The 21,769-nt window shown below is 73.8% G+C and carries 19 protein-coding genes and 1 tRNA gene; 14 read left to right on the top strand and 6 right to left on the bottom strand.

Translation table 11 applies throughout. From position 1 onward, the window contains the following. Positions 1-208 precede the first annotated feature (208 nt). The 4 genes from IG88_RS38715 (at position 209) to IG88_RS0116005 (ending at position 3,023) form a co-directional block, all read left to right on the top strand. Positions 209-487 (top strand): hypothetical protein, encoded by a 279-nt coding sequence (locus IG88_RS38715; RefSeq protein ID WP_037835999.1) that lies wholly within the window; start codon positions 209-211, stop codon positions 485-487. A 386-nt stretch (positions 488-873) separates the two neighbouring features. After that, positions 874-2,064, top strand: coding sequence for a helix-turn-helix domain-containing protein (locus tag IG88_RS0115995; protein ID WP_031040784.1), 1,191 nt, complete (start codon positions 874-876; stop codon positions 2,062-2,064). Positions 2,065-2,226: 162 nt separating this feature from the next. Beyond that, the gene (gene orn / locus IG88_RS0116000; protein WP_031040787.1) at positions 2,227-2,829 is read left to right on the top strand and encodes an oligoribonuclease; all 603 of its coding nucleotides are present in this window, start codon (positions 2,227-2,229) and stop codon (positions 2,827-2,829) included. 121 nt (positions 2,830-2,950) lie between these two features. After that, positions 2,951-3,023: transfer RNA gene (locus tag IG88_RS0116005), tRNA-His, on the top strand. 121 nt (positions 3,024-3,144) lie between these two features. On the opposite strand, the gene IG88_RS0116010 is transcribed toward IG88_RS0116005, so the two are convergent. Then, the gene (locus IG88_RS0116010) at positions 3,145-4,200 is read right to left on the bottom strand and encodes a LacI family DNA-binding transcriptional regulator (protein WP_031040790.1); all 1,056 of its coding nucleotides are present in this window, start codon (positions 4,198-4,200) and stop codon (positions 3,145-3,147) included. A 364-nt stretch (positions 4,201-4,564) separates the two neighbouring features. Here IG88_RS0116010 and IG88_RS0116015 point away from each other — a divergent pair, with 364 nt between their 5' ends. From IG88_RS0116015 to IG88_RS0116030, 4 genes are all read left to right on the top strand, one after another. Next, a complete protein-coding gene (locus IG88_RS0116015) occupies positions 4,565-5,890 on the top strand; it encodes an extracellular solute-binding protein (RefSeq protein WP_031040793.1) in 1,326 nt (441 codons plus the stop codon). A gap of 5 nt (positions 5,891-5,895) precedes the next feature. Further along, a complete protein-coding gene (locus IG88_RS0116020; protein WP_031040796.1) occupies positions 5,896-6,909 on the top strand; it encodes a carbohydrate ABC transporter permease in 1,014 nt (337 codons plus the stop codon). A 12-nt stretch (positions 6,910-6,921) separates the two neighbouring features. Further along, positions 6,922-7,839, top strand: coding sequence for a carbohydrate ABC transporter permease (locus tag IG88_RS0116025; protein ID WP_031040798.1), 918 nt, complete (start codon positions 6,922-6,924; stop codon positions 7,837-7,839). 165 nt (positions 7,840-8,004) lie between these two features. Then, positions 8,005-9,444, top strand: a complete 1,440-nt coding sequence (locus tag IG88_RS0116030; protein WP_031040801.1) for a GH1 family beta-glucosidase — start codon at positions 8,005-8,007, stop codon at positions 9,442-9,444. Between the two features lie 129 nt (positions 9,445-9,573). Here IG88_RS0116030 and IG88_RS0116035 read toward each other — a convergent pair whose 3' ends face one another. After that, positions 9,574-11,022 (bottom strand): sensor histidine kinase, encoded by a 1,449-nt coding sequence (locus tag IG88_RS0116035; protein WP_031040804.1) that lies wholly within the window; start codon positions 11,020-11,022, stop codon positions 9,574-9,576. Then, positions 11,019-11,723, bottom strand: a complete 705-nt coding sequence (locus tag IG88_RS0116040) for a response regulator transcription factor (protein ID WP_031040806.1) — start codon at positions 11,721-11,723, stop codon at positions 11,019-11,021. Before IG88_RS0116040 ends, IG88_RS0116035 begins: the two co-directional genes overlap by 4 nt. A 119-nt stretch (positions 11,724-11,842) precedes the next feature. Between IG88_RS0116040 and IG88_RS0116045 the strand changes: the two genes are divergently transcribed. After that, positions 11,843-12,412, top strand: coding sequence for a hypothetical protein (locus tag IG88_RS0116045; RefSeq protein ID WP_031040809.1), 570 nt, complete (start codon positions 11,843-11,845; stop codon positions 12,410-12,412). Positions 12,413-12,434: 22 nt separating this feature from the next. Here the strand turns inward: IG88_RS0116045 and IG88_RS0116050 are convergent, their stop codons facing one another. Both IG88_RS0116050 and IG88_RS0116055 read right to left on the bottom strand, forming a co-directional pair. Then, a complete protein-coding gene (locus IG88_RS0116050; protein WP_031040811.1) occupies positions 12,435-13,304 on the bottom strand; it encodes a spermidine synthase in 870 nt (289 codons plus the stop codon). Between the two features lie 187 nt (positions 13,305-13,491). Next, positions 13,492-13,872 carry a hypothetical protein gene (locus IG88_RS0116055; RefSeq protein ID WP_051851931.1) on the bottom strand — a complete coding sequence of 127 codons (381 nt, stop codon included), beginning with the start codon at positions 13,870-13,872 and terminating at the stop codon, positions 13,492-13,494. Positions 13,873-14,154: 282 nt separating this feature from the next. Between IG88_RS0116055 and IG88_RS0116060 the strand changes: the two genes are divergently transcribed. After that, the gene (locus IG88_RS0116060) at positions 14,155-15,576 is read left to right on the top strand and encodes a hypothetical protein (protein ID WP_031040814.1); all 1,422 of its coding nucleotides are present in this window, start codon (positions 14,155-14,157) and stop codon (positions 15,574-15,576) included. 146 nt (positions 15,577-15,722) lie between these two features. Here the strand turns inward: IG88_RS0116060 and IG88_RS0116065 are convergent, their stop codons facing one another. Next, positions 15,723-16,319 carry a histidine phosphatase family protein gene (locus IG88_RS0116065; RefSeq protein ID WP_031040816.1) on the bottom strand — a complete coding sequence of 199 codons (597 nt, stop codon included), beginning with the start codon at positions 16,317-16,319 and terminating at the stop codon, positions 15,723-15,725. 204 nt (positions 16,320-16,523) lie between these two features. Here IG88_RS0116065 and IG88_RS0116070 point away from each other — a divergent pair, with 204 nt between their 5' ends. The 4 genes from IG88_RS0116070 to IG88_RS0116085 are packed head-to-tail and all read left to right on the top strand — an operon-like array spanning position 16,524 to position 21,718. Further along, positions 16,524-17,513: a phosphatase PAP2 family protein gene (locus IG88_RS0116070; protein ID WP_031040818.1), complete on the top strand. Its 990-nt coding sequence runs from the start codon at positions 16,524-16,526 to the stop codon at positions 17,511-17,513. Then, positions 17,410-18,753: a hypothetical protein gene (locus tag IG88_RS0116075; protein ID WP_078861506.1), complete on the top strand. Its 1,344-nt coding sequence runs from the start codon at positions 17,410-17,412 to the stop codon at positions 18,751-18,753. The genes IG88_RS0116070 and IG88_RS0116075 overlap by 104 nt, the downstream gene beginning before the upstream one ends. Continuing rightward, the gene (locus tag IG88_RS0116080; RefSeq protein WP_031040822.1) at positions 18,744-20,366 is read left to right on the top strand and encodes a hypothetical protein; all 1,623 of its coding nucleotides are present in this window, start codon (positions 18,744-18,746) and stop codon (positions 20,364-20,366) included. The genes IG88_RS0116075 and IG88_RS0116080 overlap by 10 nt, the downstream gene beginning before the upstream one ends. After that, entirely contained in the window at positions 20,363-21,718 is a 1,356-nt protein-coding gene (locus IG88_RS0116085) for an AAA domain-containing protein (protein WP_031040824.1), read from the top strand. Before IG88_RS0116080 ends, IG88_RS0116085 begins: the two co-directional genes overlap by 4 nt. Positions 21,719-21,769: the final 51 nt, after the last annotated feature.

Consider the following 21,769-nt stretch of genomic DNA (forward strand, 5'->3'; position numbering starts at 1 on the left):
CGGAAGGGTACGGCGGCACGCCTCCTTCGCCCAGATCCCGCGGAGGGTCCGCCGCGGGATTCCCCGGAGCATGCCCGAGAGGGCGCCCGTAACGCAATGGTTGCTGCTCTGTACAGGCGGTTTGCACGGGATTCAACTGTCCGTCACCGGTCGTGACCGAAGCGCCGCGCGGACGTTGATCTCCTTGCCGCCGTCCCAGGGAGCACCCGTGACCCGACCGCACCGCCCCGCCGAGCCGCCCTCCGGCCCGCCCCGCCGCGACGGCGCCACCGACCTCGTCCGCTGGGCGGCGTTCAGTTGCGTCCTCGTCCCCGTCGCACTCCTGTGGTACGGCGCCTCGTTCGCGGGCGCCGCCGGCACGGCCCTGGGCCTGGCCGCCGTCACCGGCGCGTGCCGTCTGCTGCTGCGGCGCTCCGAGCGTCGCGTCGCCCGGTCGCGCGCCTGCGGGGACGGGCGCCGCACGGGAAAAAACACACCGGTCGACTGACCGGTTTCCGCGCACAGTTCCGCTTCTTTTCAGCCAACTTCTGCGGGTGGCGCATCACCACCTCCCACCACCCCCCAACCCCCGTTCCACCTGCACGGACAGGGTCTCCGGACCCCTCCGCACCCTACGTGGATTGGCCACCGGCACAAGGCGCACTTCACAGGGGCGCCCCGGAGTGCAACGCTTCGTGATCGACTGCTTCACGCCAAGTTGCCATGTCGACAATGTCCCAAGTGCCGAACCAGCCACCTCGGCGCGACGGGACGCAGTAGATTCGATCTTGACCGTCTACGGCGGGGGACTCGTGCAGGACCGAGGGGAAACGTGTTGGAGCGACAGACCCGAAGGGTGAAGGGCGCCGCGACCACCGAGGGGGGCTTAGCAGGATGAGCCACGACTCCACCGCCGCGCCGGAAGCCGCGGCCCGGAAGCTCTCCGGGCGACGCCGCAAGGAGATCGTCGCGGTGCTGCTGTTCAGCGGCGGCCCCATCTTCGAGAGTTCCATACCGCTGTCGGTGTTCGGCATCGACCGCCAGGACGCCGGCGTGCCCCGCTACCGGCTGCTGGTGTGCGCCGGCGAGGAGGGTCCGCTACGGACCACGGGCGGCCTCGAACTCACTGCGCCGCAGGGCCTGGAGGCGATCTCCCGCGCGGGCACCGTCGTCGTGCCGGCCTGGCGGTCGATCACCTCGCCGCCGCCGGACGATGCGCTCGACGCCCTGCGCCGGGCGCACGAGGAGGGGGCGCGCATCGTCGGACTGTGCACGGGCGCCTTCGTCCTCGCGGCGGCGGGCCTGCTGGACGGCCGCCCCGCCACCACGCACTGGATGTACGCACCGACGCTGGCCAAGCGCTACCCGTCGGTGCACGTGGACCCGCGCGAGCTGTTCGTGGACGACGGCGACGTGCTGACGTCCGCGGGCACCGCGGCCGGGATCGACCTGTGCCTGCACATCGTGCGCACGGACCACGGCAACGAGGCGGCCGGTGCGCTGGCCCGCCGCCTGGTGGTCCCCCCGCGCCGCAGCGGCGGCCAGGAGCGCTACCTGGACAGGTCTTTACCGGAGGAGATCGGCGCCGACCCGCTCGCCGAGGTCGTCGCCTGGGCGCTGGAGCACCTCCACGAGCAGTTCGACGTGGAGACGCTGGCCGCGCGCGCCTACATGAGCCGCCGCACCTTCGACCGCAGGTTCCGCTCGCTGACGGGCAGCGCCCCGCTCCAGTGGCTGATCACCCAGCGGGTCCTGCAGGCGCAGCGGCTCCTGGAGACGTCGGACTACTCGGTGGACGAGGTCGCCGGCCGCTGCGGCTTCCGCTCGCCGGTCGCCCTGCGCGGCCACTTCCGCCGCCAGTTGGGTTCGTCCCCGGCCGCCTACCGCGCCGCCTACCGGGCCCGCCGGCCCCAGGGCGACCGCCAGCCCGACCAGGACACCGCGGGCGCCGCACGCCCCCTGCCCCCGTCCGACCCGCCGGCCGCCCTCCCCCCGGAGACCGCGGTCCCGTTCCAGTCCCGCCGCACGGCGACGCCGCTGCCGGCGGGCACGGCCGGCGTCCCCGGGCAACGCAGCGCACCGTGACGTGACGCCGCCCTCGAACGCCGGGCGGGGCGGCTCAGCCCGTCCGGCGTTCGAGGACGAGGCCCGTTCAGGGCCGAAGCGGGGGCCCGGGGGCGGCAGCCCCCGTGACGTCCGCACCGACGCCGGGGACCGGCGAACGGGCACCCCCCGTACAGTGGCCGCATGAACGATCGCATGGTGTGGATCGACTGCGAGATGACCGGCCTCTCGCTGTCCGACGACGCGCTCATCGAGGTTGCCGCCCTCGTCACCGACTCCGAGCTGAACATCCTCGGCGAGGGTGTCGACATCGTCATCCGCCCGCCGGACCGCGCCCTGGAGACGATGCCGGAGGTGGTGCGCGAGATGCACACCGCGTCCGGACTGCTCGCCGAGCTGGACGGCGGCACGACCCTCGCGGACGCCGAGGCCCAGGTGCTGGCCTATGTGCGCGAGCACGTGAAGGAACCCGGCAAGGCGCCCCTGTGCGGCAACTCCGTCGGCACCGACCGCGGCTTCCTGCTGCGCGACATGGCCGCGCTGGAGAGCTACCTGCACTACCGGATCGTCGACGTCTCATCGATCAAGGAGCTGGCCCGCCGCTGGTACCCGCGGGCGTACTTCAACAGCCCCGAGAAGAACGGCAACCACCGCGCGCTCGCCGACATCCGCGAGTCCATCGCCGAGCTGCGCTACTACCGCGAGGCGGTGTTCGTCCCGCAGCCCGGCCCCGACTCCGACACGGCCAAGGCGATCGCCGCCAAGCACGTCGTACCGGCCGGGTAGGGCGGCGGGACCGTCGGCGGCGGCGTGCGGAAAGCCGGGCGCGAGCACCCCTTCGGACCCTGTACACTTTTTCTCAGCCGGTCGGGAAACCCCGCTACGCGGGATTCGAGCACCGGCCTTGGTGGGTGTAGCTCAGCTGGTAGAGCACCTGGTTGTGGTCCAGGTGGCCGCGGGTTCAAGTCCCGTCACTCACCCTGAGTGATCAGCCGGTGATTCTCGTAAGAGAGTCACCGGCTGATCGCGTTGGAGCCCGTACAAGGGCACATGCGCCGACGGCACCGCACCGCCCAAGGCACGGCCCCGCCGGTCCTCACCTCACGACGACCGCCGCTCCACCAGCTCCGTCGCCAGCACCACCTGGTGCCGCCCCAGCCCGCGCGAGGCGACCGGCCTGCGGTCGGCGATCTCGGCCAGCAGCAGGTCGATCATCGCGCGGCCCATCTCCTCGATCGGCTGGCGCACGCTGGTGAGCGGCGGCTCCATGTGCCGGGCGATCGCCGAGTCGTCGTAGCCGACCAGCGCCACGTCGTCCGGGATGCGCCGGCCCGCCTCGCGCAGGACCTGGCCCGCACCGGCCGCGGTGACGTCCGAGGCCGCGAAGACCGCGTCGACGTCGGGGTGGCGGCGCAGCAGCTCCGCCATCGCGCGGCGCCCGCCCTCCTCGGTGAAGTCGCCCGGTTCGATCAGCCCCTCGTCCACCTCGTGGCCCGCGTCGCGCAGGGCGTCGCGGTAGCCGTCGACGCGCCGCTGGGCGCCGTAGACGGCGAGGTGACCGGTGATGTGGGCGATCCGGCCGCGCCCGCCGGACAGCAGGTGCTCGACGGCCGAGCGTGCGCCGCCGTAGTTGTCGGAGTCCACCGACGCCAGCGGCTCGGCGGCCGAACGCGGGCCGCTGATCACCGCGGGGATCTCGAGCTGGGTCAGCAGGTCGGGCAGCGGGTCGTCGGCGTGCACCGACACCAGCAGGACGCCGTCCACCCGGTGCGCCGCGAGGTACTGGGCGAGGCGCGCCCGCTCCCGGTCGCTGCCCGCGAATATCAGCAGGAGCTGCATCTCGGTGTCGGACAGCTCGGAGCCGACGCCCTTGAGCATGTCCGAGAAGTACGGCTCGGCGAAGAACCGGGTCTCCGGCTCGGGCACCACCAGGGCGATCGCGTCCGTGCGGTTGGCCGCCAGCGCGCGGGCCGCCGTGTTCGGGACGTAGCCGAGTTCCTCGACCGCCGCCTCGACCGCCGCCCGGGTCGCGTCACTCACCCGGGGGGAGCCGTTGATCACGCGGGAGACCGTGCCGCGGCCGACGCCCGCGCGTGCCGCCACCTCTTCGAGGGTGGGCCGGCCACCGCTCCGCCCACGCACTCCGTGGCTTGCCATCGGCTCCGCCTCCCGTCGTTCCCCGCACTCTGCGGCTGGCCTGGAATTTAACAGGCCGGTCGGGTGTAATGACCGACTCCGGCCGCCCCGCCGACCGCACGGGAGTGTCTCCGTGCCGCGCGCAACGTCCAGTTAACAGGCCGATAACTGAACGCAATTCGTCGCGTCCGCTCCCTTGACACCCCCGCCCGGACCCGCGAATCTTCAACACATCACTTGTGGGAGCGCTCCCACACTACCTGGCACATACATATCCCGCACGTTCCCCGCCCGAGCCGCAGCGACGAACGAAACACATGAAGCAGCGGGCCCAACCATGTAGTTGGCCGGGGGGTCGGCACGTCAGGGCAACAGGAGGACGCACATGCGAGCAGCACGCAGAGGATCGGCCCGCAAGGTGGTGGTCATGGCGGCCATCGCGTCGCTGGGCGCCGGGCTGCTGGCCGGCTGCGCCGACGACGGGAAGGACGAGGACAGCTCGTCGTCGGGCGACAGCAGCGGCAAGACCACGATCACCCTCGGTCTGTTCGGGACGATGGGCTTCAAGGAGGCCGGTCTCTACGAGGAGTACGAGAAGCTCAACCCGGACATCAAGATCGAGGAGAACGTCACCGAGCGGAACGAGAACTACTACCCCGCTCTGGTCAACCACCTCACCACCAACAGCGGCCTCCAGGACGTGCAGGCGATCGAGGTCGGCAACATCGCCGAGGTCGTCGCCACCCAGGCGGACAAGTTCGTGGACATGTCCAAGGCCGAGGGCGTCAAGAAGGACAACTGGCTGGACTGGAAGTGGCAGCAGGGCACCACCAAGGACGGCGCCACGATAGGTCTCGGCACGGACATCGGCCCGATGGCCATCTGCTACCGCAAGGACCTCTTCGAGAAGGCGGGCCTGCCGACGGACCGCGAAGAGGTCTCCAAGCTGTGGGCCGGGGACTGGAAGAAGTTCGTCGCGGCCGGCGAGCAGTACAAGAAGGGTGCCGGCAAGGACACCTACTTCATGGACTCCCCCGGCGGTCTGATCAACGCCATCCTCAGCAGTGAGAAGGAGAAGTTCTACAACGCCGCCGGCGAGGTGGTCTACAAGACCAACCCGGCCGTGAAGAGCGCCTTCGACCTGACCGCCGAGGCCGCCGAGAAGGGCCTGGTCCAGTCGCAGACCCAGTTCCAGCCGGCCTGGGACCAGACCGTCTCCAACAGCCTGTTCGCCACCGTGGCGTGCCCGCCGTGGATGCTCGGCACCATCAAGGGCAAGTCGAAGCCCGAGTCGGCCGGCAAGTGGGACGTGGCCCAGGCCCCCAAGTCCGGCAACTGGGGCGGCACCTTCCTGGGCGTGCCGAAGAGCGGCAAGCACGTGAAGGAGGCCCAGAAGCTGATCACCTGGCTGACGGCGCCCGAGCAGCAGGCCAAGCTGTTCGCCGTGCAGGCCAGCTTCCCGAGCGCCCCGGCCACGTACACGATGTCCGAGGTCACCGGCGGCAAGAACGAGATGACCGGTGACGCGCCGATCGGCAAGGTCTTCGCCAAGGCCGCCGAGGCCATCCCGAGCCAGGTCATCGGCCCGAAGGACCAGATCATCCAGCAGGGTCTGACCGACAACGGCGTCATCCTCGTCACCCAGGGCAAGTCGGCCAAGGCGGCCTGGGACAACGCCGTGAAGACCATCGACAACAACCTGGAGAAGTGACCGGAATGACCACCCGGCACGACACCGCCGCGTCCCCCGTCGAGGGGGGCGCGGCCCCGGGCCGCCCGCCCGGCGGCAGGGCGGCCGCCGAGGCCGACCACAAGAGGCGGGAGAAACTCTCCCGGCGCTGGCAGCGGGACATCCGCTGGAGCCCGTACGCGTTCGTCTCGCCGTTCTTCCTGCTCTTCCTCGCCTTCGGCCTCTTCCCGCTGATCTACACCGGCTGGGCCTCGCTGCACACGGTGGAGCTGACCGCGCCCACCGACATGAAGTGGACGGGCCTGGACAACTACACCCGCATCTTCGACGACGAGTTCTTCTGGAACGCGGCGAAGAACACGCTGTGGATCGGCATCCTCTCCACGGTGCCGCAGTTGCTGATGGCGATGGGCCTCGCGCACATCCTCAACTACAAGCTGCGCGCCTCGACCTTCTACCGGGTCGTGATGCTGGCGCCGTACGCGACCTCGATCGCGGCGGCCTCGCTGGTCTTCGTGCTGCTCTTCGGCCGTGACTACGGCATGATCAACTGGTTCCTCGACCTGGTGGGACTGGACAAGATCGACTGGCAGAACGGCTCGTGGGCGTCGAAGTTCGCGGTGTCCTCCATCGTCATCTGGCGCTGGACGGGCTACAACGCGCTGATCTACCTGGCCGCGATGCAGGCGATCCCGCAGGATCTGTACGAGTCGGCGGCGCTGGACGGCGCCAGCCGCTGGCGGCAGTTCATCCACGTCACGCTCCCCTCGCTGCGCCCGACGATCCTGTTCACCGTCGTCGTGTCGACCATCGGTGCCTCGCAGGTCTTCGGCGAGCCGCTGCTGTTCGACGCGAACAAGGGTGCCTCGGGCGGTTCCCAGCACCAGTTCCAGACGCTCGGCCTGTACCTGTACGAGCAGGGCTGGGTCAACCAGCACCTGGGCCGCGCCTCCGCGATCGCCTGGGCGATGTTCCTGATCCTCATCGTGATCGGGATCCTGAACGCCGTCATCTCGCGCCGGCTGCGCGCCAGTAGTTAAGGAGAACCGGCCGTGACGACGACCATGACGAAACCCCCGGCCGACGCGGCACCCGAGCCGTCCCGCAAGGGCAGGGGCCGACGCGGCTCCAAGGCCTCCCGGGCCGGCGGGCACCTGCACGCGGGGCCGATCGCCTACATCATCCTCGCCCTGTTCACCATCGGCTCGCTGTTCCCGCTGGTGTGGACGGCGATCGCCGCCTCGCGCGACAACCAGCGGCTCGCCCAGACGCCGCCGCCCTTCTGGTTCGGCGGCAACCTGTTCGACAAGCTGGAGATCGCCTGGAACGACGCCAACCTCGGCGAGGCGTTCTTCAACACCACCATCGTGGCGGGCACTTCGGCGCTCACCATCGTGTTCCTGTCGACGATCGCCGGGTTCGCCTTCGCCAAGCTCCGCTTCCGCGGGCGGGGCGCGCTGATGCTGATCGTGATCGGCACGATGATGGTGCCGCCGCAGCTCAGCATCATCCCGCTGTACATGCTGGTCGCGAAGCTGGACTGGTCCGACCAGCTCCAGGCGGTGATCCTGCCGTCCCTGGTGAACGCGTTCGGCGTGTTCTTCATGCGGCAGTACCTGCTCCAGGCACTGCCCGACGAGATCATCGAGGCCGCGCGCGTCGACGGCGCCAGCAGTTGGCGCGTGGTGTGGCACGTGGTGTTCCCGGCGGCGCGGCCCGCGATGGCCGTGCTCGGCATGCTGATGTTCGTGCAGGCCTGGAACGACTTCCTGTGGCCGTTCCTCGTCCTGACGCAGAACGGCAGTCCCACCGTGCAGGTCGCCCTCGCCGGACTCGGCCGCGGCTACACCCCGGACCAGTCCCTGATCATGGCGGGCGCGCTGCTGGGCACGCTGCCGCTGCTCCTGGTGTTCGCGATCTTCGGCAAGCAGATCGTGGGCGGCATCATGCAGGGCGCCGTCAAGGGCTGACAGCCCGCCTCCTCGCCCTCGGGGGCCGGGTCACCGCCGCCCCGGCCCCGGTACGGGTGGTCACCGCCCGGCTTCCCCCCTCGTCCCTCCACCCCGTCGGTCCCACCGGCCGGACTTGCCCCGGCCGGGACGACCCCGCCACGAACCCTCTATGGGAGCGCTTCCATGCCTGAGTCCGCAACGCCGGTGACCCCGGTGACCTTCCCCCCCGCCTTCCTGTGGGGCGCCGCCACCTCGGCGTACCAGATCGAGGGCGCGGTGCGGGAGGACGGCCGTACCCCCTCGATCTGGGACACCTTCAGCCACACCCCCGGGAAGACGGCCGGCGGGGACACCGGTGACATCGCTGTCGACCACTACCACCGCTACCGCGACGACGTGGCGCTGATGAAGGACCTGGGTCTCGGCGCCTACCGCTTCTCGATCTCCTGGCCCCGGGTGCAGCCGACCGGCCGCGGGCCCGCCGTCCAGCGCGGCCTGGACTTCTACCGCCGCCTGGTGGACGAGCTGCTGGCCGCCGGGATCAAGCCGGCCGTCACCCTCTACCACTGGGACCTGCCGCAGGAGCTGGAGGACGCGGGCGGCTGGCCCGAGCGGGAGACGGCCTACCGCTTCGCCGAGTACGCGCAGATCGTCGGCGAGGCGCTCGGCGACCGGGTGGAGCAGTGGATCACGCTGAACGAGCCGTGGTGCGCCGCCTTCCTGGGCTACGCCTCCGGCGTGCACGCCCCCGGCCGCACCGACCCGGCGGCCGCGCTGCGCGCCGCGCACCACCTGAACCTGGCGCACGGCCTGGGCACGGTGGCGCTGCGCTCGGTGATGCCGGCCCGCAACTCGGTGGCGATCAGCCTCAACACCTCCGTGGTGCGGCCGCTGTCGCAGAGCCCGGCGGACCTGGCGGCGGCGCGGAAGATCGACGACCTGTCGGGCGGGATCTTCCACGGCCCGATCCTGCACGGTGCCTACCCGCAGACCCTCCTGGAGGCGACCGCCCCGGTGTCGGACTGGTCGCACGTCCAGGACGGCGACCTGGGCCGGATCCGCCAGCCGATCGACGCCATCTGCCTCAACTACTACACGCCCACCGTGGTGTCGGCCGCCGACGCCGACTCCCGCGCCCCGCGCGCCGACGGCCACGGGGCCAGCGACCACTCGCCGTGGCCCGCCGCGGACGACGTGGCGTTCCACCAGCCGCCGGGCGAGCGCACGGAGATGGGCTGGAGCGTCGACCCGTCCGGCCTGCACGAGCTGATCATGCGCTACCACCGCGAGGCCCCCGGCACCCCGCTGTACATCAGTGAGAACGGCGCGGCCTACGACGACAAGCCCGGCGCGGACGGCTCGGTCCACGACCCCGAGCGGGTCGCCTACCTGAACGGCCACCTCACGGCGGTCCGGCAGGCCATCGCCGACGGCGCCGACGTCCGCGGCTACTACCTGTGGTCGCTGCTGGACAACTTCGAGTGGGCGTACGGCTACGAGAAGCGCTTCGGCGCGGTGTACGTCGACTACGCGTCACAGCAGCGCACCCCGAAGTCGAGCGCCCTGTGGTACGGGCGGGCGGCCCGCACCGGAACGCTGCCGCCGGTGGACGCGGCCGAGTAGGCCCCGCGGCGGGCACGGGGACGAAGGCTGCGGGGCGCGGCGCCCGGGGGGACGCCGCGCCCCGCGCACGGGACCGGTGGCGCGGGAGTGACCGGGCCGCTGGGCAGGCCCCGCGGCCCGCCCGGGGATTCAGTGGCCGCGGCCCGCCCGGGCCGCCGGTGTCCGCTCCTCCCCCGGTGTCCGCTCCGCCCCCGGCGCCTGCGTACGGCCCTGCCTGCGCCGGCGTACGGCTCCCCGGTGGCCGCGCCGCTCCGGTGCCGTCCGCCCGTCGAGCTGGATCCAGATCCGCACCTCGGTCCCGCCCAGCACGGAGGAGCCGACTCGTACGTCGCCGCCGGTCGACTCCGCCATCCGGCGCACGATGTCCAGGCCGAGCCCGGTCGAGCCGTCGGTGCCCGAGCCCCGGCCGCGGGCCAGCGCCGCCTCGGGGTCGGCTATGCCGGGGCCCGCGTCCGAGACCAGCACGATCACCGCGTCCTCGCCGTTGTGCAGGTCGACCGCGAAGGCGGTGCCCTCGGCGGTGTGCCGGAAGACGTTGCCGAGCAGCGCGTCGAGCGAGGCGGCCAGGTCGGCACGGGCCACGGGTATGCGCACCGGCCGGTCGGCCCCGGCCACCCGCCACTTGCGGCCCTCGTCCTCGGCCAGCGCCGACCAGAACCCCATGCGCTCCCGGACCACCTCGGCCGCGTCGCACCCGGCGCCGGGACCGGCGGCCGCCGTCTGCGGCTTGGCGTCCCGGGCGGTACGGATGATGGTGTCGACCTCACGCTCCAGTTGCTCGACGGCGGCCCGGGTCTGCTCGGCGGCCGGACCCTCGCCCAGCGAGGCGGCGTTGAGCCGCAGCACGGTGAGCGGAGTGCGCAGCCGGTGGGACAGGTCGGCGGCCAGTTCCCGCTCGTTGGCCAGGAGTTGGACGACCTGGTCGGCCATGGAGTTGAACGCGACGGCGGCGCGCCGCAGTTCGTCCGGCCCTTCCTCCGGGACCCGCGCCCCCAGCCTGCCCTCCCCCAGTTCGTGCGCCCCGTCGACCAGGCGCCGCGCGGGCTGCACCATCCGTACGCCCAGCCGGTCGGCGACCGCGACCGAGCCGACGATCAGGGCGGCGCCGACCGCCGCGAGCACCGCCCAGGCCGTGCCCACGCCGTTGGTCACCGCGGACTCGGGGACGAACACCTCGACGACGGCGATCTCGCCGGAGCTGAGGGCGACCGGCTGCAGCAGGCTGAAGCCGCCGTCCACCTCGGTGGTGGAGGCCCGTCCCATCTCCCGCACGGCGGCGATGTCCCGGTCGGTGGCACGCTGCCGGCCGAGGTCGGTGGCGTCCCCGCGCCGGTCCCCGGGCGCCGGTATGTGCACGGCCATCCCGCTGTCCGAACCGGCGGAGGCGACGACGCGTTCCAACTGTTCGCGGTCGGTGGTGATGGACAGGGCCGGCGCGACGGCGGCGGCCTCCCGTTCGGCGCCCGCGAAGGCGCGGTCGCGGGCCATCTCGCGGATGACGAGTCCGAGGGGCACGGCGAAGGCAACCACGACCATCGCGGTGACCGCGAGCGAGACCTTGACCAGGGCCCATCTCATCGGAGCGGCTCCCGTCGCGGTGGCTCCAGCTTCACGCCGACGCCGCGCAGGGTGTGCAGGTAACGCGGCCGGGCGGCGGTCTCGCCCAGCTTGCGGCGCAGCCAGGACAGGTGGACGTCGATGGTCTGGTCGTCGCCGTAGGACTGCTGCCAGACCTCGGCGAGCAGCTCCCTGCGGGGGACGACGACGCCGGGCCGCCCGGCCAGGAAGGCGAGCAGGTCGAACTCGCGGCGGGTCAGGTCCAGTTCACCCCCGTCCAGTTCGGCCCGGCGGCGCAGCGGGTCGACGGTGAGGCCGCCGACCCTGAGGACGGCCGGCGGTGCCGCCTCGGCCGGGCCGCCGCGCGCCCGGCGCAGTACGGCCGCCATCCGGGCCGAGAGGTGCTCGGCGGAGAACGGTTTGGTGAGGTAGTCGTCCGCGCCCGCGTTCAACAGCCGTACGACCTCCGCCTCGTCGTCCCGGGCGGTGGCGACGATCACCGGTACGTCGGTGATGCCGCGCAGCATCTTCAGCGCCTCGGAGCCGTCCAGGTCGGGCAGTCCGAGGTCCAGGACCACCACGTCGAACCGGACATGGGCGACCTCGCGCAGCGCCTCCAGTGCCGTGCCGACGCTGCGCACGGTGTGCGAGGCGTCGGTGAGCTGCCGGATGAGCGCCGAGCGTACGAACTGGTCGTCCTCGACCACGAGCACACTTGCCATGGGCGGCACCGTACGCCATGCGGGCCGAGCCGTCCGGAGCCTGTGGACAACTCCGCCGGGGCCCGGATCACACGGCGTTGGGGCGACACGCGTGGGGCGGGTGGGGCAGGATGACCGCGATGCGCAGAGGACTCGTCCACGTGATCGCCTGGCTGCTCGCCACCGGCGCCGCGGTCACCCTGTCGTGGTGGGGCGTCCACACGGTGATGGCGGGCACGGCCTACGACCCGCCCCGCGCGCTGCCCATCACGGCCGCCGACGCGAACGTGCGGGACGGCGGGGGCGAGGGCGAGGAGGGGAAGTCCCTGGCCTCGTCCACCAGCCGGCCCTCGCCCCCGCCCCCGCCGTCGGACAGCGCCTCGCCGGCGCCGGGCGGAACGCCGCGTGCGCCCGGCCCCGCCCCGTCGCGCACCGCGCCCTCCACCGCACCGGCCGCGGAACCGGCGGCCCCCTCCCCCGCCCCTTCGGGCCGGGTCAGGAGCTACGACACGGACGGGGGCCGCGCGGTCTTCGAGTTCGGCGCGTCGTCCGCGTCCCTGGTGTCGGCGACGCCGGGCGCGGGCTGGTCGATGCAGGTGTGGAAGACGGAGTCGTGGATCCGGGTGGAGTTCACCTCGGGCGCCGACCGGGTGTCGGTGTTCTGCACCTGGCACGACAGCCCGCCGCGGGTGGAGATCGGCGGCTACTGAGCCGACGCGCCCGCCCGGGGGCTCACGTGAAGACCGACTCGGGCGGCGCCGGCGAGTCCACCGCCGCCGCGTCCGTCACGGGCCGGGCGCCGCCGGTGAAGTCGGTGAGCGCCCGGCCGTGTTCCACGCGCGCGGGGTGCGGGTCGGAGGCGGCACGGCGGGTGAGTTCGGCGACCGGCAGCGGGTGGTCGGCGGCGACCAGGATCGCGTTGCCGAAGCGCCGGCCGCGCAGGACGGCCGGGTCGGCGACGAGCGCGAGTTCGGCGAACCGGGCGGCGGCGGTGGCGATCTGGCCGCGCAGGTGGGCGAGCGGCGGGCCGTCGGCGAGGTTGGCGGCGTAGACACCGCCGGGCGCGAGCGCGCGCCGCACCTCGTCGAGGAACTCGGCGGAGGTCAGGTGGGCCGGCGTACGGGCCCCGTCGAAGACGTCCGCGACGACGAGGTCCGCCCAGCCGTCGGGCACCTTGGCGAGTCCCGCGCGGGCGTCGGTGGAGCGCACCCGTATCCGCGCGCCGGGGTCCAGGGGAAGCTCCCGGCGCACCAGTTGGACGAGGGCGGCGTCGCGCTCGACCACCTGCTGGGTGGAGCGGGGGCGGGTCGCGGCGACGTAGCGGGCGAGGGTGAGGGCGCCCCCGCCGAGGTGCACGGCCCGCACCGGCCTGCCCGCGGGGGCGGCCAGGTCGATGACGTGGCCGATGCGGCGCTGGTAGTCGAAGGACAGGTACGCCGGGTCGTCGAGGTCGACGTGCGACTGCGGGGCGCCGTCGATCAGCAGCGTCCGGGCCCGGGGCCGGTCCCGGTCGGGCACCAGCTCCGCGCGCCCTCCGTCGACGTCCTGGGCGACGGTTTCCGCGGCAGCGCGCCCACGCCGGGCGTTCCTGGACTTTCCCATCGGCCCATTGTCGGACATCGCACGGGCGGACGAACGCCCGGCCGCCCGGCAGACGACCGTCCGGCAGACGACCATCCGGCAGACGGCGGATGCGCCCCAGCCACCCGGCAGACGGGCGGAACGCCCGTGCGGCAGACGGCGGGCGCCCGCAGGCGGCGGAACGCCCGTCCGGCAGGCGGCCGGATGCTCAGCGGCAACTGTCCGCGGCCCTGATCAGCCGGGCCGCCTCGTCGAGCGCGGCCCGCAGGACGGCGGGGTCGGTCGCCAGGTCCGCGTCGCCGGGCGGCAGCAGCCAGTCGGAGCCCTCCAGGGGCGGTTCGGGCTCCGGGACGATGCCCAGTCCCCGGCCGTCCGTCTCCGTGCAGGTGCTGCCCGGCACGTCCCAGGCGGCGGCGGTGCCCGGCGGCACCAGGAAGCCGAGGGTGTCGCAGCCGTCGTCGTGGAGCACCGAGCCCACCCCCTCACCGGCTCCCCGCCTGATGATGTCGACCGCCTCCAGACCCTGCCGGGCCGGCACGGTGACGACGTCACAGGCGTCGCAGGGGGGAACGCTGATGCTGGTGTCCATCCCGGCCTCCACCACGGAACTCCTCCTCGGACGAGCGGATCGGGAGTCGGGGGCCTCCCGGTCCGTCCGGTTCAACGCGGCGGAGCGTCAACGGCTACGGCACACGGCCGTCACAAAGGATGGCACTTCATGGCAGATCGTGGATGAGATATCCGGTTTGTAGCCAAACAGCGCGTGGCGGATCCGTCACAGCCGGTACGTTCTTGCTCGCCGGACACAGGGACCGCGCGCTCGCGCCGTCCCCCCGGCATGGTTCGACGGTTCGCACGAGAGGACCCGGCCATGGCGTCGTCAACGGTGACCTCCGCCCAGCCAGAACGGCCCCCGCGGCCGAACCTCGCCTTCAGGCGGTTGCGCGGCAAGCGCTCCCCGGCGGAGTTCGCGGCGGCGGTCCGCCGGGCCGCGCGCGAGATCGGTGAGCGGGTGAGCTGTGACGCCCGCTACGTCGGCCGGGTCGAGGCGGGCGAGATCCGCTGCCCCAACTACGCCTACGAGCGGGTGTTCCTGCACATGTTCCCCGGCCGCACCCTCACCGACCTGGGGTTCGCGCCCCGCTCGTCGGTACGCGGCCGGCAGGCGCGCCCCACCGGTGAGTCGCGGGGGGCCGGTGAGCCGTACGAGAGGCACGACACGCGAGACGTCCCAGACACGCAAGACCCGTACGAAGAGCACGACAACACCGAGGAGAGCGACGTGCTGCGTCGCGCATTCATGACGGGCGGTGCCACGATGGCAGCCGCCTCGCTGGCCCCCCTGGGGCTCGCCCTCGACGCCGCTGCGGCCGGCCGCCCCACGCGCCGGGCGGGCGCGGGCCAGGCCGGGGCCCTCGAAGAGGCCGTCCGCCGGATCAGGCTGCTGGACGACCGGCACGGCGCGGACGGCCTCTACCGGCGCGCGGCGGCCCCGCTGCGTACCGCGTACGCGCTCCTGGACGCCGGCGCGTCCCGGCAGGCGACCGCGGACCGGCTCTGCACGGGCGCCGGTGAACTGGCGATCTCGGTGGGCTGGCTGGCGCACGACTCGGGGCGCTTCGACGACGCGCGCTCCCACTACGCCGAGGCCCTCGCCACCTCCCGGATGAACGGCGACGCGGGCCTGGAGGCGCACGCCTTCTGCAACATGGCGTTCCTGGCCCGGGACGCCGGCCGCCCCCGCGAGGCGGTACGGGCGGCCCAGGCCGCGCAGCGTGCCGCCCGTCCGCTCGGCTCCGACCGGCTGATGTCCCTGCTCGCGCTGCGCGAGGCGGGCGGCTGGGCGGGGCTCGCGGACCGGACCGGCTGCGAGCAGGCGCTGATCCGCGCGCAGACGTTCTTCGCGCGGGGCTCCTCGGACGCCGACCCCGAGTGGATGAGCTTCTACGGCGAGGCCGAGCTGGAGGGACTGGAGGCCCAGTGCTGGTCCACCCTGGGCGACTGGCCCCGGGCCGCCCGGCACGCGCGGCGGGCGGCGGACCTCCAGGACCCGCACTTCGCCCGGAACCTCGCGCTGTACTCGGCGGAGCTGGCGGACGACCTGGCCCGCGGCGGCCGCCCCGACGAGGCGGCGGACGCCGGCATGCGGGTCCTGGACCTGCTGGGCGAGGTCCAGTCCTCCCGCATCCACACGATGCTGGCGGGCACGTCCCGCGTCCTGCTCCCCCACCGCCGCACCCCGACGGTCTCCGCCTTCCTGGACCGCCACGGGGCGCTGCCCAGACCGGCGTGACGGCGAGGGCCGCCGCCGGGTTCGCCGGAGGGGCGCTCGATGCGGCGTGACGGGAGTGCCTCCTGCGCCCGCCGTACCGTCCCCGGGGGCAGCTCCCGGGCCGTTGGGGCACTGGGGAGGCACGACGGCCCGCGGCGGCGGAACCGTCAGCCGGCCAGGTGCCCCACGTCGTTCCAGCTCTCCACGGCCGGCTCCCCGTACGCCCACCCCAGCACCGACAGCGACGTGGGGTTCAGCCGTATCCGCGCCCCGAACGACACCGGCAGCCCCAGCCACCGCGCCCCGATCGCCCGCAGAATGTGCCCGTGGGCGAAGACGAGCACGTCCCGCTCGGCCTCCCGGGCCCACGCCACCACCTCGTCCGCGCGCGCGGTGACGTCCGCCACGCTCTCCCCCTCGGGCACGCCGTCCCGCCAGATCAGCCAGCCGGGCCGCACGGCCTGGATCTCGTCCGGCGTCTTGCCCTCGTACGCGCCGTAGTCCCACTCCATCAGCGTGTCCCACGCGCGTGCGCGCTCGCCGAAGCCCGCCAGCTCGCAGGTCTCGCTCGCGCGCACCAGCGGGCTGGTCCGCACCTCCACGCCGTCCAGCCCGTCCAGCGGCGCCCGGTGCAGCCGCTCGCCGAGCAGTTTCGCGCCCCGCCGGCCCTCCTCCAGGAGCGGCACGTCGGTCCTGCCGGTGTGTCTGCCGGACAGGGACCACTCCGTCTGTCCGTGCCGGGCCAGCAGAATGCGCGGTGCCATGAAGGGGCCTTTCCGGGAGAAATGTCTGGGAGGACGTCTCCATCATCCCGTACCGTCCGTGCGGGCAACCCGAGGGGCGGCGCCCGCGTCTTTCCGGTCCGAGGGCACTTCGCCGCGCGGACCCGGCGAGGCCGTAGAGTGGCTCGCCCGTGTCCGTCCGGGCGCACGAGTGAACGAGAAGCGAGAAGGGGGAGGGCGATCGGATTGGCGCGCACCGAGAAACCGGGCAGCGAGGCGGCCCCGAAGACTCGGCTGCGCTGGTGGACCGAGCTGCCGCTCATCGTCCTCGTGTACGCCTGTTACAGCGCCGGGCGCCTGCTCGTGCGGGGCGACGTCTCCGACGCCGTCGACCACGGGCTGGCCATCCTGGACGTCGAGAAGGCGCTCTTCCTCAACGCGGAGCACCCCCTCAACCGGCTCTTCACCAGGGAACCGTGGATCGGCGTCCCGGCGGACTTCTGGTACGCGTCGCTGCACTACCTGGTCACCCCGGCGGTCCTGGTGTGGCTGTTCCGCTCCCGCGCGGTGCGCTACCGGGCCGCCCGCACCTGGCTGATGACGTCCACGTTCATCGGCCTCATCGGCTTCACCCTCCTGCCGACCTGCCCGCCCCGGCTGCTGGACGCCTCGCACGGCTTCGTCGACACGATGGCCCAGTACAGCTCGTACGGCTGGTGGGGCGGCGCGGCGAGCGCACCGCGCGGCATGGGCGGCATGACCAACCAGTACGCGGCGATGCCGAGCCTGCACGTGGGCTGGGCGCTGTGGTGCGGGGTGATGCTGTGGCGCCACGGCGGCACCCGCCTGTCGAAGGTGGCCGCCGTCGTCTACCCCCTGGGCACCACGATCGTGGTGATGGGCACCGCGAACCACTACTTCCTGGACGCGGTGGCCGGTGCCGCCGTGATGGGCGTGGGGCTGCTGCTGACGCCGTTCGTGCTGCGGACCGCGGAGCGGGTGCGCACCCGGCTTCCGGCCCGGTTCGCCCCGGCCGCGGCCGGCTCCCCGGCCGCCACCGCGACGGTCTCGGCGGCCGCCGCCGGCGGCGCGGGTTCCGCGAATGTCAGTGGCGGATGCCAAACTTCCGCGGGTGAGCGATTTCCACGGCAGCGCGAGCAGCGGTTCGGAGCGGGAGCCGAGCCGGACCCCGCCCCCACGGACGCGGGGGACGAGACTCCGGCACCGGCTCGCTGAGCTGCGCGGCCCCGACGTCCCGGCCAAGGCGCTGGACGCGCGCGCCCTGGCCGCCCTCGCCGCCAACCCGGGATGCCGTCGGCGGGCGATCCTCGACGGCGCCGGGGTGGACAAGGGCGCGCTGGCCAGTGCGCTGGGCTCCCCGTCGGTCTTCGGCCAGTCGCAGTTCGCCTTCGTGCGGGGCAACGCCTTCGAGGCCAGGGTCAAGGCGGACGGCGGCGCCGAGCTGCTGCGGCTCGTGCACGAGCGGCTGGACCGGGGCGCCGAGCCGCCCGCCGAGGCCCCGGTGGCGGTGCCCGACCTGTCCGCCACCGGTCCCGAGGGGCGCGCGGCGCGGACGTCGCTGGCGCTGCGCGAGGCCACCGGCACCCCCGGCGCCTGGACGCTGCTCGACCATCCGATGCTCGCCCTCGAGGTCGCCGGTTCCCCCGCCTTCCTGGAGCCGGACGCCGTGGTGGTGCATCCGGACGGCACCTGGACGGTCGTCGAGATCAAGTCCTTCCCCATGCTGGACGGCTCCGCCGACCCGGCGAAGGTCGGTGCCGCCGCGCGGCAGGCCGCGGTGTACGTGCTGGCCCTGGAGCAGGTCGCCGCCCGGCTCGGCCCCGCCCCGCGCGTGCGCCACCGCGTGCTGCTGGTCTGCCCCAAGGACTTCTCCAACCTGCCCACGGCGTCCGCCGTCGACGTGCGCAGGCAGCGCGCCGTCACCGACCGCCAGCTCGCCCGGCTGACCCGTGTCGAAGAGATCGCCGACGCGCTGCCCCAGGGCGTCTGCTTCTCCCCCGAGCGGCCGGCCGAGGAGCTGGCGGCCTCGGTCGAGGCGGTCCCGGCGGCGTACGCGCCGGAGTGCCTGTCCGCGTGCGAGCTGGCCTTCCACTGCCGGGCCCGGTCCCGTGAGGCCGGTGCGGTGACCAGTCTGGGCCGCCCGGTCCGGGCCGAGCTGGGCGGTCTTTCGACGGTCGAGGACGTGCTGGCCGCGGCCCGCGGGGAGGCGGGCGACCCGGACGACCCGGCGGTGGCCGCGCTGCGCAGGGCGGCCCGGCTGCGCGCGGAGGCGCTGGCGACGGCCGGCGCGGACACGGGCGGCGCGGACACGGGCGGCGCGGCGGGTGGGCACGGCGGTGCCGGGACCGGGGACGGGGGCGGGACCGGAAGCGCTGTTCGGGCCGGAAGCGGAGTCCGGGACGGAAGCGCTGTCCGGGACGGGATCGGCTCCGGCGAGGTGGCCGCGTGTCGCTGATCACCACGCTCGCCCGGCTGGAGGCCGTGCACACCGGCCGGGCCCAGCCCGCCGCCACCGTCCGGCACCGGCACCTGTCCGGCCGCCCCCTGGTCTTCGTACCCCTGATCACCGCCGGTGAGGCCGGGGCCCCGCTCGGCGCGCTGGTCGGCACCGACCGGGACGCGCCGCACCTGCTGGTCGTGCCGCAGCCCCGCGACCGCGACCTGCGCTTCGCGTTCCTGGCCGACCTGGCGGACATCGTGCTGCCGCATCTCGAGGCGTACGCGCAGCGGGTGGAGGCCGCCGAGCGCACCGAGACCGACCCGGAGACGGGCAAACGGGTCAAGGTGGAGGTCGACCTGTGCGCGGACGCCGCGCAGTTGGTCGTGCCGAGCCGCGCGGGCATCGACTTCGTGCGGCTGCTCGGCCGGTCCATGCGCTTTCGGCGTACGGCGGAGCAGGATCCGGAGACCCCGCACCCCGCGCCGCCCCGGGTGCCGCTGCTCGGCCGGTGGCTGACGCACTACGGCGAGCGGGCCCGAGTGCCCGGCTCCTCCCTGCTCCTGGCCATGACCGACCTGCTGGGCCGCCACTGGGCGACCGGGCAGTCCACCCTGGAGGACCAGCACCTGGGCGCCCTGCTCGCGTGGATCGCGCAGGACCCGGAGCACCCCGGCCGGACCGGCGCGGAGGCCGCCCGCCGTGCCGAGCTGGCCCGCGACGCCGACGGCCAGTTGCTGTGCCCGCCCGCGGGCCCGGCGACCGATCCGGCCTTCGACAACAAGCTGCTCGCCCCCGCCATCGAGCGCTACGACCGCGCCCGCACCGCCCTGGCCGCCGCCGAGGACGGTCTGGAGGCCGACGACCGGCTCGGCGCGCTCACGGCCGCCGAACGGGAGATCCGCGAGCTGGTCGAGAGCCGTACCCGTCCCACCTGGGACGCGGTGTGGCGGGGCCTGGACCTGCTGCGGGAGCTGCCCGAGGGGGCGCACGTCGAGGAGCGCTGGACCCGCGACCGCTGGTCGTTCACCTCGCACCGCGACCGCATCCTGGCCGGCGAGCCGCCTCAGCCGCGCCGCGACGACGCCGTGACGGCGGCCAACAAGCTGGCGACGCGCGAGCGCGAGCAGGCCCGCCTGGAGGCCCAGGAGGCGCTGGACGACCCGCTGGTGATGGCGGGGCGGCGGCTGGCCGGGGAGGCGTTCGCGGGCGAGGTCGTCGACGTGGTGATGGCGTACAGCGAGAGCAGGCGGCCCAGCCCGCGCCCGCTGGTCACGGTCCGCACGGACGACCGCCCGCACCTGGGCGAGCGGGTGAAGGTGTACCGCTCGCTGGGCGGCAGGCCCCAGACCGCCGAGTACGTCGGTCCGGCACCGTCGGACGGCGGGCCCGATGACGGGGCGCTGGTCCTGCGGATCACGGACAGGATGGGCCGCGGCAAGGAGCCCGAGGCGGGTTCGGTGCCGGAGAAGGGCGACCTGGTCTGCTTCACCCTCTTCGAGCACGAGCAGCGGGGCGGCGCGAAGCTCCCCGACCCGGAGCAGACCCCGTGGACGCACGGCGGCCCGCCCGGCGAGGCGGCCGCGGTGCCGGAGGCCGCCGACGCCCAGACCGAGGAGGACGTCCTGTGACCGCCGAGACCCTCGCCGCCCCCGCCGCGTTCGACCCGGGTGCGGAGGCGGCCCGCGCCACCGCGGCGATCCTCCACGACACCCTGCACGGCACGGAGCGCGGCGTCGTCGTGGACTCCCCGCCCGGCGCCGGGAAGTCCACGCTGGTGGTGCGGGCCGCGCTGGAGCTGGCCGAGGCGGGCCGCCCCCTGATGGTGGTGGCACAGACCAACGCCCAGGTGGACGACCTGGTGCTGCGCCTGGCCGAGAAGAACCCGGACCTCCCGGTGGGCCGCCTGCACAGCAGCGACGCCGACCCGTACGACAAGGCGCTCGACGCACTGGACAACGTCCGCAAGTCGGCGAAGGCCGGTGACCTCGCCGGGCAGGCGGTCGTCCTGTCGACGGCGGCGAAGTGGGCGCACGTCAAGGTGGACGAGCCGTGGCGGCACGCGATCGTCGACGAGGCGTACCAGATGCGCTCGGACTCCCTGCTCGCGGTCGCCGGGCTCTTCGAGCGGGCGTTGTTCGTGGGCGACCCGGGCCAGTTGGACCCGTTCGCGACGGTGGGCAGCGAGCAGTGGGCGGGCCTGGCCTACGACCCGTCGTCCTCGGCGGTCACGACCCTCCTCGCCCACAACCCGCAGCTCCCCCAGCACCGCCTGCCGGTCTCCTGGCGCCTGCCCGCGTCGGCGGCACGTCTGGTCTCCGACGCCTTCTACCCGTACACGCCGTTCCGCAGCGGCACGGACCACGGCGACCGGAGCCTGGCCTTCGCGGTGCCGTCGGACGGTTCGGGCCCCGACCGGGTGATCGACGAGGCGGCCGTCTCCGGCTGGGGCCTGCTGGAGCTGCCGGCCCGGCACACCCCGCGCACCGATCCGGAGGCGGTGCGGGCGGTGGCCGCGGTGGTCCGGCGGCTCCTCGACCGGGAGGGCGGGGCGAGATCGGAGCGCTCCCCCGACCCCACGCCCCTGACCGGGGCCCGCATCGCCGTGGGCACCGCGCACCGCGACCAGGCGGCCGCGGTCCGCGCGGCGCTGGCCGACCTCGGCGTGCACGACGTGACGGTCGACACCGCCAACCGTCTCCAGGGCCGCGAGTACGACGTCACGGTCGTCCTGCACCCCCTCTCCGGCCGCCCCGACGCCACCGCCTTCCACCTGGAGACCGGCCGCCTGTGCGTCCTCGCCTCCCGGCACCGGCACGCGTGCATCGTGGTCTGCCGCGAGGGCGTCGACGGCCTGCTGGACGACTATCCGTCCACGGAACCGGTCCAACTGGGAACCCTGGTGAAGTTCCCGGACGGCTGGGAGGCCAACCACGCGGTACTGGCACACCTCGCGGAGCACCGGGTGACGTGGCGGCCCTGACCACACAGACCCCAGGGCCCCTGACCAGCGTCTAAGCGTCGGTTGGTTCAG

The sequence above is a fragment of the Streptomyces sp. NRRL F-5650 genome (assembly GCF_000721365.1).
GTDB lineage: Bacteria > Actinomycetota > Actinomycetes > Streptomycetales > Streptomycetaceae > Streptomyces > Streptomyces ardesiacus.

Excerpts from the sequence above, each read along its gene's own strand:
- orn (WP_031040787.1), top strand. The coding sequence starts at position 2,227 with ATGAACGATCGCATGGTGTGGATCGACTGCGAGATGACCGGCCTCTCG.
- IG88_RS0116050 (WP_031040811.1), bottom strand. The coding sequence starts at position 13,304 with ATGGGAAAGTCCAGGAACGCCCGGCGTGGGCGCGCTGCCGCGGAAACC.
- IG88_RS0116035 (WP_031040804.1), bottom strand. The coding sequence starts at position 11,022 with ATGAGATGGGCCCTGGTCAAGGTCTCGCTCGCGGTCACCGCGATGGTC.
- IG88_RS0116065 (WP_031040816.1), bottom strand. The coding sequence starts at position 16,319 with ATGGCACCGCGCATTCTGCTGGCCCGGCACGGACAGACGGAGTGGTCC.
- IG88_RS0116030 (WP_031040801.1), top strand. The coding sequence starts at position 8,005 with ATGCCTGAGTCCGCAACGCCGGTGACCCCGGTGACCTTCCCCCCCGCC.
- IG88_RS0116010 (WP_031040790.1), bottom strand. The coding sequence starts at position 4,200 with ATGGCAAGCCACGGAGTGCGTGGGCGGAGCGGTGGCCGGCCCACCCTC.
- IG88_RS0116060 (WP_031040814.1), top strand. The coding sequence starts at position 14,155 with ATGGCGTCGTCAACGGTGACCTCCGCCCAGCCAGAACGGCCCCCGCGG.
- IG88_RS0116015 (WP_031040793.1), top strand. The coding sequence starts at position 4,565 with ATGCGAGCAGCACGCAGAGGATCGGCCCGCAAGGTGGTGGTCATGGCG.
- IG88_RS0115995 (WP_031040784.1), top strand. The coding sequence starts at position 874 with ATGAGCCACGACTCCACCGCCGCGCCGGAAGCCGCGGCCCGGAAGCTC.
- IG88_RS0116055 (WP_051851931.1), bottom strand. The coding sequence starts at position 13,872 with ATGGACACCAGCATCAGCGTTCCCCCCTGCGACGCCTGTGACGTCGTC.
- IG88_RS0116045 (WP_031040809.1), top strand. The coding sequence starts at position 11,843 with ATGCGCAGAGGACTCGTCCACGTGATCGCCTGGCTGCTCGCCACCGGC.
- IG88_RS0116020 (WP_031040796.1), top strand. The coding sequence starts at position 5,896 with ATGACCACCCGGCACGACACCGCCGCGTCCCCCGTCGAGGGGGGCGCG.
- IG88_RS0116040 (WP_031040806.1), bottom strand. The coding sequence starts at position 11,723 with ATGGCAAGTGTGCTCGTGGTCGAGGACGACCAGTTCGTACGCTCGGCG.